The following is a 13,032-nucleotide window of genomic DNA, read 5'->3' on the forward strand; positions in this document are numbered from 1 at the left end:
TCGACGCCTGCCCGCGGTTCTATGCCAACATCCTCAGCTTCTGGGTTCTGACTTTCGGTAACTTGACTTACCGAAAGCTAGAATTCGGACATTGACCCCACCTCTCCCACCCCTGGAAGGTCCCCTGTGACGACCGAGCACACCACCGAGCTGATCCCGTGCCCCGACGACGACACAGTCGAGGGGGTCGTCGACGCGGTGGTGGTCGACGGCGGCCAGGCGCTCGTTCTCCCCGACGACGCGTTGACCGAGTCCGCGGCCGCGCGCGTGGCGGACGGGTGGGCGGTCTCCACCCGCACCGGCTACGCCCGCGACTGGCGCACCTTCACCGCCTGGTGCTCGACCACCCATCGCGCCCCGCTCCCGGCGACGGCCGAGACGCTGGCCTCCTACACCGACCACCTCGCCAGTGCCGGGGCCGCCCCGGCGACCGTGGACCGGGCCCTGGGCGCCATCGCCTCCCGCCACGCCGCCGCCGGACACGCGGTGTCCACGAAGGCCGCGAGGATGGTGCTGCGTTCCTACCGCCGCGAGTGGGCCGGGGCAGGCGGGCGCAGGAAGCAAGCGCCGGCGCTCTCGGTCGAGGACCTGCGGGCCATGCTCGACGCGGCCGGGCAGGACTTGGTCGGCCTGCGCGACCGCACACTCCTCCTGTTGGGCTACGCGATGATGGCCCGCCGCTCCGAACTGGCCGCCCTGGACATCACCGACCTGCGCACCGTCCCCGACGGGTTGGAGGTGTTCGTGGCCACCTCCAAGACCGACAAGGACTCCGCCGGGACGACCGTGGCCATCCCCTACGGCACGCACCTGTCCACGTGTCCGGTGCGCACCGCGAGCGCCTACCTGGCCACGCTGGCCAACGCCGGTGTCACCACGGGTCCGCTGCTGCGCTCAATCGACCGGCACGGCCGCCTGGCCGGCACCCCCGACGCCGCAGGGCGGGGCACGGGGCGCATGTCCGGGGCCGGGATCAACCTTGTGGTCAAGCGCCTGGCCACCGCCGCCGGGATCGAGGGCGTGACCGCGCACTCCCTCCGAGCGGGGCCGGCCACCGCAGCCGCGGCCGCCGGGGTCCCCCGGGCCTGGATCGCCCGCCAGGGCCGGTGGTCGGAAGCCTCCACCGCCGTCGACTCCTACATCCGTCCGGCCGATGCGTGGCGCGACAACCCCATGCGCAAGGTCGGGCTGTGAGCGCACCCGGTCCAAGACACCACAGGCATGTCAGGCTTAGCTTGACAGCTCTACGCGTCAGGCTTAGCTTGACGCCATGAGTCGCTCCCGCACACCCCAGGCCCTCCGCCGCCTGGCCGCCGACCTGACCGAGCGCTACCCCGGCTGCCGCGCCCAGGCCGAACCCGCCTCGGGCGGCAGCTGGGAACTGCGGTGGACCGACGGCCCCAGCATCCCGCTCGTGCGCACCCAGGCCGCCGCGGCCGCCCCGGACACGGACGTGGAGCTGTTGCGCACCCACAGCCCGCGTGCCTGGGCCCTGGCCGCCATCCGCGCCTGCCTGGCCGGTCAGATCCGCCCCGGAACTGACGGGCCCGCGCTGGTGTGGCGCCTGGAGGAGCCCCTGGCCGCCACCGAGGACCCCGACCAGGCCCCCGAGGGTGAACGTCTGGGGAAGATGGCCGAGGAACTCCTGGCCCAGGCCCAGGACACCCTTCTCCCGCACCTGTTCCTGGCGCCCGTGGCCACCGACGGGGCGGCCCACCTGCTCACGCCCTTTCAAGCCAAGCCCGGGGCCGAGTCGGGGCCGCTGGTGATGAGTCCGGCCGAGCACCTCACCGCCCGCTACGCGCGGGGCCAGGACGTCCGCGAATGGCGGTTCCGGCTGCGCACCCTGCCCGTGGCGGACCTGGTGGCCGCAGCCCAGGCCGATAAGGACCTGGACCGGGCCGGACGCCTGGCCGTGCTCGGGCTCCTGGACGACATGCGCCAACTGTGGGAGTCCACCGAGGCGGGCGCGTTCGCCTCGGCCCGCGACACGGGCGCTCCCGGCGGCGCGGCGTCCTGGGCCCAGATCGGCGCGGTGCTGGGCATCAGCCGCCAGGCCGCCCACGAGCGCGGCACCCGCCGGGCCCAGGGCACCCCCGCACGACTGTCAAGCTAGCCCTGACAGCTGCGGCGCCGCACCGGCCCGCCCCCCGGGGGAGCGTCATCACCGTGATGACGCCTCTGGCCAGCGCCTGCCATCGTGGCCACGACCTTGGCCATGGCCAGGTGCTGTCCGGCGCGATGGCCACCCTCCCCTCCTGATGCCGTAGGTACGGCATGCCGTAGACACGTCACCCTGTCCATGTCCGGACACCGTCTGGCCATCGTGGCCACGGGCCCGGCCATGGCCAGGACCTGTCCGGCGATGGCCAATAGGCGAACGGTCCCGCACCTCAACCAGAGGTGCGGGACCGTCGTACACGCCCGGGACGTCGGCTTACTTCTTCTCGTCGCCGATGGTGTCGTCAATGACCACCTCGGGGGCGGGCTGATCTTCTCCCGTGCGGGCGGTGATCTGGTCGACCACCTCGGAGATGGCGGTGTAGACCCGTGCGGCCGCCGCCTGGTTCTCAGGGGTCTCCGCCTCGATGCCGTAACCGTGGGCATCGTTGTCGAGGTGGTTCATGTACTCCACGAGCTGGGTGCCGGTGAGGTTGACCCGCACCAGGCCACGCTCACCTTCCTCGCCTTTCAGCGGGACCGGCTCCAGCTCGTCCAGTTCGGCTTCGTATGTGGGCTTGGTCTGCTCCCACAGGCCCAAGGGCATCACGATGGACATCGAGGCGGTGCCCGCGGCCCGGGCGAGCCGGTCGCCTTGTTCGGGTGGGGTGTTCACGCAGCCGGTCAGGGCCAGGGCGAGGAGGCCCGCGAGGGCGGCGCCGCGAAGGCGCAAAGTGGTGTGGGTGTTCAGCACGAGGTGATGCTAGGGAGCTGGCCACCCCGACGGCGGGCGAATCCCAAAAGTGCAGCCCATTGGGGGTGGGTTGTCGCTTTTGCGTTCGCGGGGTCCGCACCCCGACCCGTACCAGCAGGTTCCAGTGCGGGGCTTCGCCTCGTCCGGGTGCCTCATCTGAGGTCGAGGATCTGGAACCCGAGCAGGTCAGAGCGTGACGTACCTACGGCATTCCGTAGGCACGTCACCGGGTGGACGAGATTGGGCACGACCCGGACGGACTCGCCCACCCGACGCCGTTGCCGCAGGCCAGACCCCGGGGTGGGGGGGTGACTCCCCCCTCCCCGCCCCCTCAGAGCACCGGGAAGGTGCTGCCGCACGCTGTTTGTACGGGTCTGGGGAATCTGGGCTCCCCAGGGCCAGTGCCCCAACATGGACATTTTCGGCATTGTTACCTAAAGTGCGCGTTGCCCATGGAAGTTCCTACTGAGCGTGGTGACGGGGATGTCCGGTTACGCTGGCCGTATGGAGCGCACACTGCACCTGGCCGTCACCGTGACCCCGGACCTGGAGGTCGGCGGGTTCGTGGCACGCGCGGTGGATGTCGAGGTCGCCTCGCAGGGCGAGACCCGGCAGGAGGCCCTGGACGCCCTCACCGAGGCGCTGGAGCTGTACTTCGAGGACGAGTCCGAGGACGCCGTCGAGCGTCTGTCTACAGGCACCACCACGGTCGCGGAGATCGACATACGCTTGCCTGCGTGAGCCCCTCCCGCATCCCCGTCGCGTCCGGCGCCCAGGTCATCGCCGCGCTCAAGCGTGTCGGCTTCGAGCACGTGAAGACCAGAGGCGACCACGCCAAGCTCCGGCGGGACGAGAGGGTCGTGTTCGTGCCTTTGCACCGGGAGCTCAAGCGCGGCACCACCGTGTCGGTGCTCCGACAGGCTGGGCTCACCGGCGACGAACTCCGCGAACTCCTGTGAGCGACGACCCCGAGGTCGAGCACCTGGCCGCCACGCTCCGCCGCCGCCGCGAGGAGTTGGCCGGCGCTTCGGGTGTGCGGATCGGCCGGGGGTCCGTGGTGCACGAGCTGGCCACGCACATGTGGGCCGGGGTCGCGGTCCCGGCGGTGGCCTGTCACGCGGCCGTGGACCCGCTGCGGTTGACGGCGGCCGCCGGGCCGGTGTCGTGCCGACGGTGCCTGCGGCGGGGCCTCCAGGAGCAGCGGCAGGTGCCGGGGCAGCTGTCCCTCCCCGACGAGTAGACCGGCGTGGAACATGACAGCTGACCCTCCCGGAGTAGATCGGGGCGGAGGCCGAACGCGACATCCCCGCCGTGGGACCGGTCGAACTCGTTGGTCAGGATCGACTCGTCGTAGAGGTCGACCGGTGGTCGAGGTGCTGGTCGACCTCAACAAACACATCACGGGGAGAAACCACACAAGGACTCAATGCAATATATGTCTTGTTTAAGACAACCAGGCTAATATGGCTCATATCATACGTTTAGGGCCACTACCTGCAACTTCCCTGATTTTCCCTGCACACAGTGCGGTAAAGTGACTCAGGAAAGTCGAACGTGGGAGCTATGTCTGTTTAAAGCACCATTCGACAAAAAGGGGCCCATGCGCGCGCAACGCATGAGCCCCGGGGTACTGCATACGAGGCCCCCTCGGTCAGAGGGGGCCTCCTCCTTGCCACCAGTCCTTCATGGCCTCCACGGCGACCCGCACAAGGGCCTGGACCACGCCCGCGATGATGGGCGGTGCCCACCATGGCCCGTCAGGTCGTTTCTGTGGTGATGACATGCTCACTCCTTTCCGGTTCCAATGCCTCTCAGCAGAGGAGGGACGACCAGTCCCGCGGGGGCTGGTCGGTTTTCACCGGGTTCGTGTGAGCGACTCCTAATCTAGCGTCTTCTCACACCGGCTTTCCGTACCTCCGTGAGCCTCACGCATCCGGTTTTGACGTCTTTGTGGCGATAAATGCTTCGCTTTGGGTTCGTTTGTTACAACCTGGCACCATAAAAAATTACTGATCCCAGCTTGGGCCGGAAGGCCTGCTTGCCGTCTTGGCCTGCGCCCTCGATCGGCAGGCTTGGCTCAACGCGGGGTTCGACCGGTGGTCGACGCAGACGCGAACGTGACCGACACTCTGGCTCCCCAGGAACACCATCGATGTTCACGGGATTACTGGATTCCGTGAACCAGGAGTGCGCGACCTGCGGTGATGGGAACTGTTCGGGGGTTTTGTCAGCGTGCAGACAGCTCCACCCGCGCGGCTGTCGTCCTGGCGCCCGTCCGCGATCCGGACGCCCCTCCGGGGGTCGAGGAGGATTACTACAGGATTTGGCGGTAGCGGCGTGATCAGGCTGAGAGCATGGGCGCAACGGATCATCTGGAGGCCCTGTGGCACCCCCGAAGCCCCGTATCACCTGCTGCTTGTGCCGCAAGCGTGTCCCCGCGAAGGATGATGTCTATCCCCTGGACGCTGAGTGGCAGCGCCGGTTCCCGGACATGATCGGCACCCTGGCGTGCCACGAGTGCGCCCTGCACACGCCGTGGTCGTGCCTGAAGGACCACCGGTCCTTCGAGGAGGAGTTCGTCGAGGGCCACATCCGGGCGGTCCACGAAGGAACCGACAAGCCCAAGCCCACCGACTTCGACGCCTGGAGCCATGTCGGAGTGCCCGGCTCGCACAGCTACGCGGTCATCGCCTTCCCCTGGTCCGGATTGGTCCAGGGCTCGGAGGCGTACCTGCGCCACACCGCCCGCCGGCGCGGGGTCGACGCCGACGTCGCCCGACAACTCCAGCGGGTGCTCACCGAGTGGGACGCCCGGACGCCTCGCACAAACGACCGGTTGTGAGAGCCCTGCGAGACGTTCGCCGCGTGTGTCGTTTCCGCAGGTGAGTATTCGCAGAAGTCCTCTCGAAACCGATGTGTTGTGCGAGGGGGTTCTGAGAGACTCCCGTCATGGATCTGACGCCCGACCAGGCCGCGCGAGCGGTCGAAGGCCACGACTGCCCCAACTGTGAAGCGCCCGCCGGCACCCCGTGTCGCACCCGGGGCGGCAAGACGGCCGCGAAGTACCACACCCCCCGGTTCGTCCTGGTTCCCGCGCTGCGCGAGGAACTGGACGTCGCCGTCCCCGCGGGCCGCGGGCCCGGCCGGGCCTGGACGCAGGGGCCCGCGCTCGCGGTGGTCCCTGCGCCGTCCACCGCGGCGGCCGTGCGCATCGGCTACGCACGCACCTCGACCGCCCGCCAGGAGCTGGCCAGCCAGCTCGACGCCCTGCATCGCGCGCAGTGCCACAAGGTGTTCTCCGAGCAGATCAGCACCCGCGTCAAGGTGCGGCCCGAACTGGTCAAGGCGCTCGCGCTGGCCCACGAGTTCAAGGAGGCTGCCCCCCACACTCCGGTCATCCTCACCGTTCACGAGCTCAAGCGTCTGGCGCGCAACGCCGCCGAGCTGATGTCGCTCTCCGCCGACCTCCAAGCTGGCGGTATCCAGCTCGAACTCCTCACCGGGCCGCTTACCGGCATCTACGATCCCAACGGCATGGGTGCGATGTTCTTCGCCGTGCTCGCCGTGGCGGGCCAGATCGAACGCAACTACATCCGGGAGAAGACCCTCGAAGGGCAGGTCATCGCCGCCGCGAAGGGCAACCACGGCGGACGGCCCAAGGTCATCGACGAGGACATGCTCACCTTCGCCCTCGCGCTGAAGGACAAGGGTGTGCCCGTCCCCGAGATCGCCAGGAAGCTCACCATCAAGGTCGGCAAGAACGCGGGCAGGTCCCCCTCGGTCGCCTCGCTCTACCGAGCCCTGGCGGAAACCGAAGCAGTGGACGAGGACCTGCCGCTCAGGCCCAAGCCTGCCCGCATCCGGGTGCCCGGCGAGTAGGACTTCCCGCCGGTTTGCACCTGTTGGCCATGGAGGCGCTGGTCAGTGCGCGCCGAGGCAGTTCGGGTCGTGGCAGGCGCCCAGGGCCGTGGACCGGTCCTGAGGTGGGGTGTCCTGCCATTCGGAGCGGATCGCCTGGAGCCGGTCCAGATCCTCGGCCAGGTCCGGCATCCGTTCGCGCAGGCGATCTGCCCAGGCCGCGGTCAGGGCACGACCGTTGGCGTACAGTTCGCCGTCGCGTCCGCCCACGGCCAGCAGGCCCCCGTGCTCGGACGGGGTGACCATCGCCCCCGCTCCGTCGCTGATGAGGCCCTGGGCGATCAGGTCCTGCGTCGCTTCCTGGGCTCGTTGCAGGGCCCCTTCGTCCACTGCGGGCACCGGTGCGGCCGCTCGGGGGGCACCCAGGGCGGACACACCGTCCTCGGGAGCGCCGGCCAGGCCCCGGCCGCTGATCTGGCTGCGTTCGTAGAAGGTGACCATCTCGGCCAGCAGCGGCATCTGGGCGCGTAGCCGGTCGGCCACCGTCGGGGTGAGCCTTTCGCCGTTGGCCAGCACCTGCCCGCTCTTGCCCTCGGCCACCGAGAGCACCCCCGCGTCCGGGGCAAAGTGGTACTTCACGTCCTGGCCGGAGGCCATCAGCCCCAGGGCGATCGCCCGGTCCCAGGCCTTGGCCAGCCGTGCCATCTCCTGCTCGGGGAACGCGGGCACCGCCGGGGCGGGCCAGGGCGCGTGAGCCCGCAGTCGTTTGTCCCGGCGGGCCTGCTTGGCCCGTTTGGCGTCGCGCCCCATCACAGCCTCCCCACGTGGATCACTGGAAGGGAGGCTATCGACCCAGCTCAGCACCGCCGGGACACGTCAAGATCGTGCGAGTCCACCACCTGTTCGCCCAAACCCGCACCGACGGGGGGCCCGTCCCCTACGGTTCTGCGCACACAACCGACTCCGAAGGAGGACACGATGGCCGTAGCGCCAGCGCGCTCCCTGGGCGACATCTACTTCACCGAACGCGAGCGCCCGGACCTGCTCGCCGCGGCCGAGCACCTGGACACCGTGGGCAGCGACGATAGTGTCCAGCGCGCGGTCGCCGCCGTCCTGGCCCGCCGGCGCCGCGCCCAGCTCGCCGAGCGGGGCATCTCCATCGGCGCCTGGAAGTGCCCGTGCTTCCTGCGCGAGGGGCGGGGGCGGCTGCATCGTCAGCGCCACGGCACCGAACACGAGATCGGCCGCTGCTACGACCCGGGTGACCACCCGCGCGGCTGGTACCGGGGCAAGGAGCTGGTGGCCCTGACCTACGAGCCCTACAACGGGCACAGCGCCACCGGGGCGGGCCGACTCGCCCAGGCGGTGGCGGTGGACGGGTTGGAGGTGTCGGTGTGCGCGTGCTGCGCGGTGCACTTCCCCGCCATGTCCACCGCAGTGGTCATCACCCGCGCCGAGGAGCCCCACGACCACCTGTGAACCGGCCCGTCCGGCTCCCGGCCGCCCCGAGGTGCCGTGCCCGCCCCCAGGGGGGCGGGCACGGGGTGCTCACTCGGGTGCGCTGGCGGGGTCGCGCAGGGGCCGCAGGCCCTCGTAGGCGTCGGGGTGGGGGAAGGCGTAGGAGCCCAGGAAGTTGACGTGGTCGAACCCCAGCGGGGACAGCCTGGCGCACATCTCCTCCGTCGCGGGGAACCCCTCGGAGCGCAGCTGGGTGACGGCGGCGTCGATGTACAGCGAGTTCCACCACACCACGGCGTTGAGCACCAAACCGAGGGCGCCGAGCTGGTCCTCCAGCCCCTGGCGGTAGCGCTGTTTGAGTTCGCCGCGGTTGCCGAAGCAGATCTTGCGGGCCAGCTGGTGGCGGCCTTCGGAGACGTTGAGCTGGGCGCCGATCATGCGCCGGTAGGGCTCGTCGTGCAGGAACTGGAGCAGGTGCAGGGTCTTGAAGATGCGCCCGTAGTGCGCGAAGGCGTCCCCCAGCCCGGTCGGGCGGCCCTCCCGGGAGAGCATGCGCACCAGGTCATAGCCCCGCACCGCCCCCGTGGTGAGCGATCCGGCGACCCGGAGCATGTCGGCCCAGTGGGCGCGGACCACATCCAGCCGGACGGTGTGGCGCGACATCTGGTCCAGGGGCCCGTAGACGGCGCTGGTGTTGGTGCGCCACAGGCGGGTGTCGCCCAGGTCGGCGATGCGCGGGGAGAACTGGTAGCCGCAGATCGCGAACAGCCCGAAGACGATGTCGGAGTAGGAGGCGGTGTCGGTGATGACCATCTCCGGCTTCGGTCCGCCGTCGCGGGCGTGCAGGATGAACAGGGAGTCGCGGATGGTGCCGGGCACCACCAGCCCGCCCAGGCCCATCACCTGGTCGTTGACCACGTTGAGCCAGGTCGCGCCGCGTTTGCGCAGCCCGAAGTACTTGGGGTTGGCCCGCGCGTGCAGGTTCTGCGAGGGGACGACGAAGCGCATGCCGTCCGCGGAGGCGACCAGCCCGCCGCCCCACGCCGAGGTGACGCCGATCCGGGTCTGGGCTTCGATGAGGCGGGCGTTGGCCTCCCGCAGGTTCTCGCTGGTCACATAGGCGCGGTCGACCTGCTGCAACCTTCCCAGCGTCAGGGCGGGCACGCCGGGTTTGGCCACCGGGGTCAGGCCGATGTTGCACGCCTGGGCGACCAGCAGCGCGCACACGCTCGTGGCGAAGTCGTCCATGCCCGCCTCGGCGCCGTCCTGGCGAGTGAAGGAGTCGATGAAGCCGGTGCGGGCGGCGACCTCCATGAGCAGGTCGGGCAGGTCCAGGCGGGGCACCATGGCGTCGACCAGGGCGCGGAACTCGCCCATCAGCGGCACCTCGGGGGCGGCCTGCAACGGTTGCAGACGCAGGCGCCCGTCGGTGAACTGAATGGCGGTGTTGGCGCCGAGCCCGTCCAGGACGCGGGTGTAGCCGGCCTCCAGCGCCGAGGACAGCGCGGCCAGGTGCCCGGCCGGTTCGGCGTCCAGCTCCAGGGCGGTGAGTACCCGCTCCCGGGTTGCCTCCCAGAGCGGTCCGGCCAGCAGCCGGGCCCGGGGGTCGCCCCACCGGTCGGCGCCGCGGGCGAAGACGTCGCGGCGCTTGAGGGCGCGGTGCAGGTGCTCGATCACGCACATGATGAACGCGGCCTTGTCGATCCGCCCCTCTTCCAGGTCGGGGCTCGCGAAGATGGGCCGCTTCCACGAGCCACCGGTGAGTTCGGCGTGGGCGGCGATGTCGGCGGCCTTGTAGTGCTTGCGGCTGCTGGCCATCGCCGCGGCGGTGGCCAGCGCCTCCAGCACCGGCCGTCCGGCCTCGACGGCGTCGAAGTCGATGACCTCCACGAGCAGTTCGATGAAGCCCTGCACGGTGCGGTAGCGCTTGACCAGGCGGGCCCGCCACGCGGCGGCCTCGTCGTCATCGTCGGGCACCTGCTCGGCGATGGTCTTGACCGCCTCCATCAGCTTCTCGCGCGGCACCACCTCCTCGATGGCGTTCCACACCTCGGCTAACGACACCACGCGGGTGGTGGTGGCCTGCGGGGTGTTGATGAGCACGTCCATCGCCGCAGCCATCTTCTTGGCCGCGCTCTTGAGGTCGGGCAGGGCGCGCAGCTTGTCCTCGTTGCCCTCGCGCACTGCCCGGTTGAGGAGCTTGGAGGTGATCAGCACCTCCAGCACGTCCAGGGCATCGTCCACCGAGGCGGTCTCCAGGTGGCGGACGGTGGCCAACAGCGTGGCCTCCCGGCGGTCTGGGACCAGGTCGGCCAGCGCGGGGGCCTTGGCGCGCATCCCGTACCTGGCCAGCGTCTCCAGCTTGACCTGGGGGACGTCGTCCACCTCGACCTTCCCGGCGCCGATCCCGGCGATCTGGCTGGTGCGATCCAGCGCCTGGACCAGGCCAGGGCTGGAGACGCGGTCGGGTTCGGTGCGCAGCCGCTCCAGCTCAGAGAAGCGGGCCTGGTCGGGGACCTGGAGCAGGGCGCCCAGCTCGGCGCGCACCGGGTGCGGGATGCGCTGGGCCACCACCTGGTGCAGGCGGGCGTTCTCCGCCTTGCGCACCCCGCTCACCAGGCGGGAGAGCACGGTCAGGCCGGGCAGCAGAATCTGGTGTTCGAGCAGGTAGAGCACGGACCGGTCGAACAACGCCTTGGGGCCTTCCTCGCCGGCCCACACCCGGGCCGCGAGGTAGGCGCGCAGGTCCTCCTCCCCGGCGGAGAACTCGCGGTAGCCGAAGGTGCCACGGATCTGCCAGGCGTGCTCGTAGGCGGTCTTCTCCCGGGCCCGGTAGTCGGGAAGGACCCCGGGGTCGACGTCGAGCTGGTCGGCGACGAAGGCCACGGCGCGTTCGGGGACTCGGGTGGGGTGGTCGGGTTGGAACACCCCGAGCATGCGCACCGTGCCCCACTGCACGGCCCACCCCAGCCGGGTGGGCGGGGTGCGTTTGCCTGTGGCCAGCTCCAGGGCGTGGGGGGTGAGGCGGAAGAACTGTTCCAGGTCGCCCGCCGACAGCTCCTCGGGGAAGCGGCCGTAGCGGGCGATCTGCTCATCGGAGAGGTATTCATGCGGCATGGCCACGAACGTAGAGCCCACGAACAGGACAAACCGGCCCCGTCACCGAACCGTCGCCCAGGTCACGGCTCTACCGCCAAATCCTGTAGCAATCCTCCTCGACCCCCGAGCTCACCCCTCTATCCCAAGCATTCGGTGGTGCCACATCTGGGATTCCTTATTCTTGCCCAGCTTCCGCAGCAGATGAGAGAGGTTGAACATGGCGAGGTGGTACCCCGTCTCGGCCGCGCGGCGGAACCACTTCTCGGCCTCGTCGTTCTTACCTTGCAACTGAGACAGGGTGCCAAGGTGGTTCATGGCGTGGACGTTCCCAGTCTCGGCCGCGCGGCAGTACCACGTCCAGGCCGCTTCGTGGTCACCCCGATCCTGCATCAGGCTCCCGATTTGGCGCATAGCTCCGGCGTGGCCGGCCTCAGCCGCGCGGTGGAACCACTTCTCGGCCATGCCCTCAGCTCCTCGCTCCCTCATCAACTCAGCAAAGTTGAACATGGCGAGGGTGTGGCCCGCCTTGGCTGCGCTGTGGAACCACTTCTCTGCCTTGCCTTGTTCGTCTCGCTTAACCAGCAGGGCGCCCAGGTTGTTCATAGCGCCGACGTGGCCCGCCTCCGCAGCACGCAGAAACCACAGCTCGGCCTTGTCCTGCTCGCCCTTCTCCTCGAATAGGCAGCCGAGGTTGAACATGGTCCCGCCTGACCCAGGCCTCTCGTGCCAAGGCTGTGCAGCATCCTCTTGAAGAGGTTGTTGGTTCGCGGTGGGCGGGAGCGGGTCTGCTCGAGAAGGCACTTCGTCCTCGGGCCTTCGGACCGTGGAGGGAGAAGAGGGCTGAATATCAAGGGAGGCGTCGTGCCACAGGTCCAGGAGTCGGTCGACCTCAGCGCCGGCGTCAGCGCCGCGGATCGCTTCGGCCATGACCTCGGCGATCATCTCGACCGCGCCCTTGGTCGGCAGCACGGGCTTGGTGAGGGTGTCATGGATCTTGGTATGGGACATGGCCACACCCTTGTTGTCCAGGGCCTGCTGGATGTGGCGTGAAGAGGGCCAGCCTGCCCTGTGGTGCAGCTCGTGCAGCGCGCGATTGAGCTCATCAAGCGGGCTCGGGGGGATGGCGGGGCGCTTCCATGGGCGGGGCACGCCGGTCCTTCCGGATCAGGGGGCAGCAGGTGTCAGAAACTGTCAAAACATCTTGCCATCACAGGCCTCAAGGTGTCTGGAGCTGTCAATGATTGGCCGGTCTTGGACGGCGGCGTCCTGCCGCGTCCATTCGGCCTTGGGGCGGATTCAGGCTGATCGCATCCCGATCTGCTCACCCCTTGGCGGAGGAACCCCATGCCCATACTCGCTCTTGCCGACCTGACGGTGGACCTGGTGGTCGCACTGTTGGGAACCGCCGGCAGTTGGCCGCTGCTGCTGCTCGTACTGCTCGTCGTCGTCCCGGCGGTGTGGTCGCGCGATACCGGCCGTCGCCACCGCGCCCGCCAGGTCCTGCGCCTGCTGCGCTCCCGCACCGACGACGAACCCGTCCCGTGACCCCCGCCGGCCTCTGAGGACACCAAGCCAGCCTGCCTCCTGAAAGCGAAAAGCTCCTCGCGCAACGAAACGTTGCGCGAGGAGCTGGCGGGAGCAAACCGGGGGTTGAGGAACATCCGAACAGGATCCGGCGCTTAGCGTGGGTTTCTGTTCGGATG

14 protein-coding genes are annotated in these 13,032 nt (G+C 69.5%); 9 read left to right on the forward strand and 5 right to left on the reverse strand.

What is annotated here, in order from left to right; genetic code table 11:
- The first annotated feature begins 126 nt into the window (after positions 1 to 126).
- Both ACFWTE_RS11685 and ACFWTE_RS11690 read left to right on the forward strand, forming a co-directional pair.
- Positions 127 to 1,194 carry a tyrosine-type recombinase/integrase gene (locus ACFWTE_RS11685; RefSeq protein WP_378779289.1) on the forward strand — a complete coding sequence of 356 codons (1,068 nt, stop codon included), beginning with the start codon at positions 127 to 129 and terminating at the stop codon, positions 1,192 to 1,194.
- A gap of 76 nt (positions 1,195 to 1,270) precedes the next feature.
- Entirely contained in the window at positions 1,271 to 2,116 is an 846-nt protein-coding gene (locus ACFWTE_RS11690) for a hypothetical protein (RefSeq protein WP_378779290.1), read from the forward strand.
- 321 nt (positions 2,117 to 2,437) lie between these two features.
- On the opposite strand, the gene ACFWTE_RS11695 is transcribed toward ACFWTE_RS11690, so the two are convergent.
- Positions 2,438 to 2,914 (reverse strand): hypothetical protein, encoded by a 477-nt coding sequence (locus ACFWTE_RS11695; protein ID WP_378779291.1) that lies wholly within the window; start codon positions 2,912 to 2,914, stop codon positions 2,438 to 2,440.
- 504 nt (positions 2,915 to 3,418) lie between these two features.
- On the opposite strand from ACFWTE_RS11695, the gene ACFWTE_RS11700 reads away from it, so the two are divergent.
- The 3 genes from ACFWTE_RS11700 to ACFWTE_RS11710 are packed head-to-tail and all read left to right on the forward strand — an operon-like array spanning position 3,419 to position 4,154.
- Entirely contained in the window at positions 3,419 to 3,655 is a 237-nt protein-coding gene (locus ACFWTE_RS11700; protein ID WP_378779292.1) for a type II toxin-antitoxin system HicB family antitoxin, read from the forward strand.
- Entirely contained in the window at positions 3,652 to 3,873 is a 222-nt protein-coding gene (locus ACFWTE_RS11705; RefSeq protein WP_378779293.1) for a type II toxin-antitoxin system HicA family toxin, read from the forward strand. Before ACFWTE_RS11700 ends, ACFWTE_RS11705 begins: the two co-directional genes overlap by 4 nt.
- Positions 3,870 to 4,154, forward strand: coding sequence for a hypothetical protein (locus ACFWTE_RS11710; RefSeq protein WP_378779294.1), 285 nt, complete (start codon positions 3,870 to 3,872; stop codon positions 4,152 to 4,154). The genes ACFWTE_RS11705 and ACFWTE_RS11710 overlap by 4 nt, the downstream gene beginning before the upstream one ends.
- 411 nt (positions 4,155 to 4,565) lie before the next feature.
- Here ACFWTE_RS11710 and ACFWTE_RS11715 read toward each other — a convergent pair whose 3' ends face one another.
- Complete coding sequence (locus ACFWTE_RS11715; RefSeq protein ID WP_378779295.1) at positions 4,566 to 4,697, reverse strand: hypothetical protein; 132 nt, start codon at positions 4,695 to 4,697, stop codon at positions 4,566 to 4,568.
- A gap of 708 nt (positions 4,698 to 5,405) precedes the next feature.
- Between ACFWTE_RS11715 and ACFWTE_RS11720 the strand changes: the two genes are divergently transcribed.
- Positions 5,406 to 5,756 (forward strand): hypothetical protein, encoded by a 351-nt coding sequence (locus ACFWTE_RS11720; RefSeq protein ID WP_378779296.1) that lies wholly within the window; start codon positions 5,406 to 5,408, stop codon positions 5,754 to 5,756.
- 107 nt (positions 5,757 to 5,863) lie between these two features.
- Entirely contained in the window at positions 5,864 to 6,793 is a 930-nt protein-coding gene (locus ACFWTE_RS11725) for a recombinase family protein (RefSeq protein ID WP_378779297.1), read from the forward strand.
- A 42-nt stretch (positions 6,794 to 6,835) separates the two neighbouring features.
- Here the strand turns inward: ACFWTE_RS11725 and ACFWTE_RS11730 are convergent, their stop codons facing one another.
- A complete protein-coding gene (locus ACFWTE_RS11730) occupies positions 6,836 to 7,582 on the reverse strand; it encodes a hypothetical protein (RefSeq protein ID WP_378779298.1) in 747 nt (248 codons plus the stop codon).
- A 168-nt stretch (positions 7,583 to 7,750) separates the two neighbouring features.
- Between ACFWTE_RS11730 and ACFWTE_RS11735 the strand changes: the two genes are divergently transcribed.
- On the forward strand, positions 7,751 to 8,251 hold the full coding sequence (locus tag ACFWTE_RS11735) for a hypothetical protein (protein WP_378779299.1): 501 nt from the start codon (positions 7,751 to 7,753) through the stop codon (positions 8,249 to 8,251).
- 69 nt (positions 8,252 to 8,320) lie between these two features.
- Here ACFWTE_RS11735 and ACFWTE_RS11740 read toward each other — a convergent pair whose 3' ends face one another.
- Positions 8,321 to 11,347 (reverse strand): Tn3 family transposase, encoded by a 3,027-nt coding sequence (locus ACFWTE_RS11740; RefSeq protein ID WP_378779300.1) that lies wholly within the window; start codon positions 11,345 to 11,347, stop codon positions 8,321 to 8,323.
- Positions 11,348 to 11,458: 111 nt separating this feature from the next.
- Positions 11,459 to 12,337 carry a tetratricopeptide repeat protein gene (locus tag ACFWTE_RS11745; protein ID WP_378779301.1) on the reverse strand — a complete coding sequence of 293 codons (879 nt, stop codon included), beginning with the start codon at positions 12,335 to 12,337 and terminating at the stop codon, positions 11,459 to 11,461.
- Positions 12,338 to 12,673: 336 nt separating this feature from the next.
- On the opposite strand from ACFWTE_RS11745, the gene ACFWTE_RS11750 reads away from it, so the two are divergent.
- Positions 12,674 to 12,874 carry a hypothetical protein gene (locus ACFWTE_RS11750; protein ID WP_378779302.1) on the forward strand — a complete coding sequence of 67 codons (201 nt, stop codon included), beginning with the start codon at positions 12,674 to 12,676 and terminating at the stop codon, positions 12,872 to 12,874.
- Positions 12,875 to 13,032: the final 158 nt, after the last annotated feature.

The sequence above is a fragment of the Nocardiopsis sp. NPDC058631 genome, from assembly GCF_042716955.1.
Lineage (GTDB): Bacteria > Actinomycetota > Actinomycetes > Streptosporangiales > Streptosporangiaceae > Nocardiopsis.

Excerpts from the sequence above, each read along its gene's own strand:
- ACFWTE_RS11740 (WP_378779300.1), bottom strand. The coding sequence starts at position 11,347 with ATGCCGCATGAATACCTCTCCGATGAGCAGATCGCCCGCTACGGCCGC.
- ACFWTE_RS11690 (WP_378779290.1), top strand. The coding sequence starts at position 1,271 with ATGAGTCGCTCCCGCACACCCCAGGCCCTCCGCCGCCTGGCCGCCGAC.
- ACFWTE_RS11750 (WP_378779302.1), top strand. The coding sequence starts at position 12,674 with ATGCCCATACTCGCTCTTGCCGACCTGACGGTGGACCTGGTGGTCGCA.
- ACFWTE_RS11730 (WP_378779298.1), bottom strand. The coding sequence starts at position 7,582 with ATGGGGCGCGACGCCAAACGGGCCAAGCAGGCCCGCCGGGACAAACGA.
- ACFWTE_RS11745 (WP_378779301.1), bottom strand. The coding sequence starts at position 12,337 with ATGTCCCATACCAAGATCCATGACACCCTCACCAAGCCCGTGCTGCCG.
- ACFWTE_RS11715 (WP_378779295.1), bottom strand. The coding sequence starts at position 4,697 with ATGTCATCACCACAGAAACGACCTGACGGGCCATGGTGGGCACCGCCC.
- ACFWTE_RS11735 (WP_378779299.1), top strand. The coding sequence starts at position 7,751 with ATGGCCGTAGCGCCAGCGCGCTCCCTGGGCGACATCTACTTCACCGAA.
- ACFWTE_RS11700 (WP_378779292.1), top strand. The coding sequence starts at position 3,419 with ATGGAGCGCACACTGCACCTGGCCGTCACCGTGACCCCGGACCTGGAG.
- ACFWTE_RS11725 (WP_378779297.1), top strand. The coding sequence starts at position 5,864 with ATGGATCTGACGCCCGACCAGGCCGCGCGAGCGGTCGAAGGCCACGAC.
- ACFWTE_RS11720 (WP_378779296.1), top strand. The coding sequence starts at position 5,406 with ATGATCGGCACCCTGGCGTGCCACGAGTGCGCCCTGCACACGCCGTGG.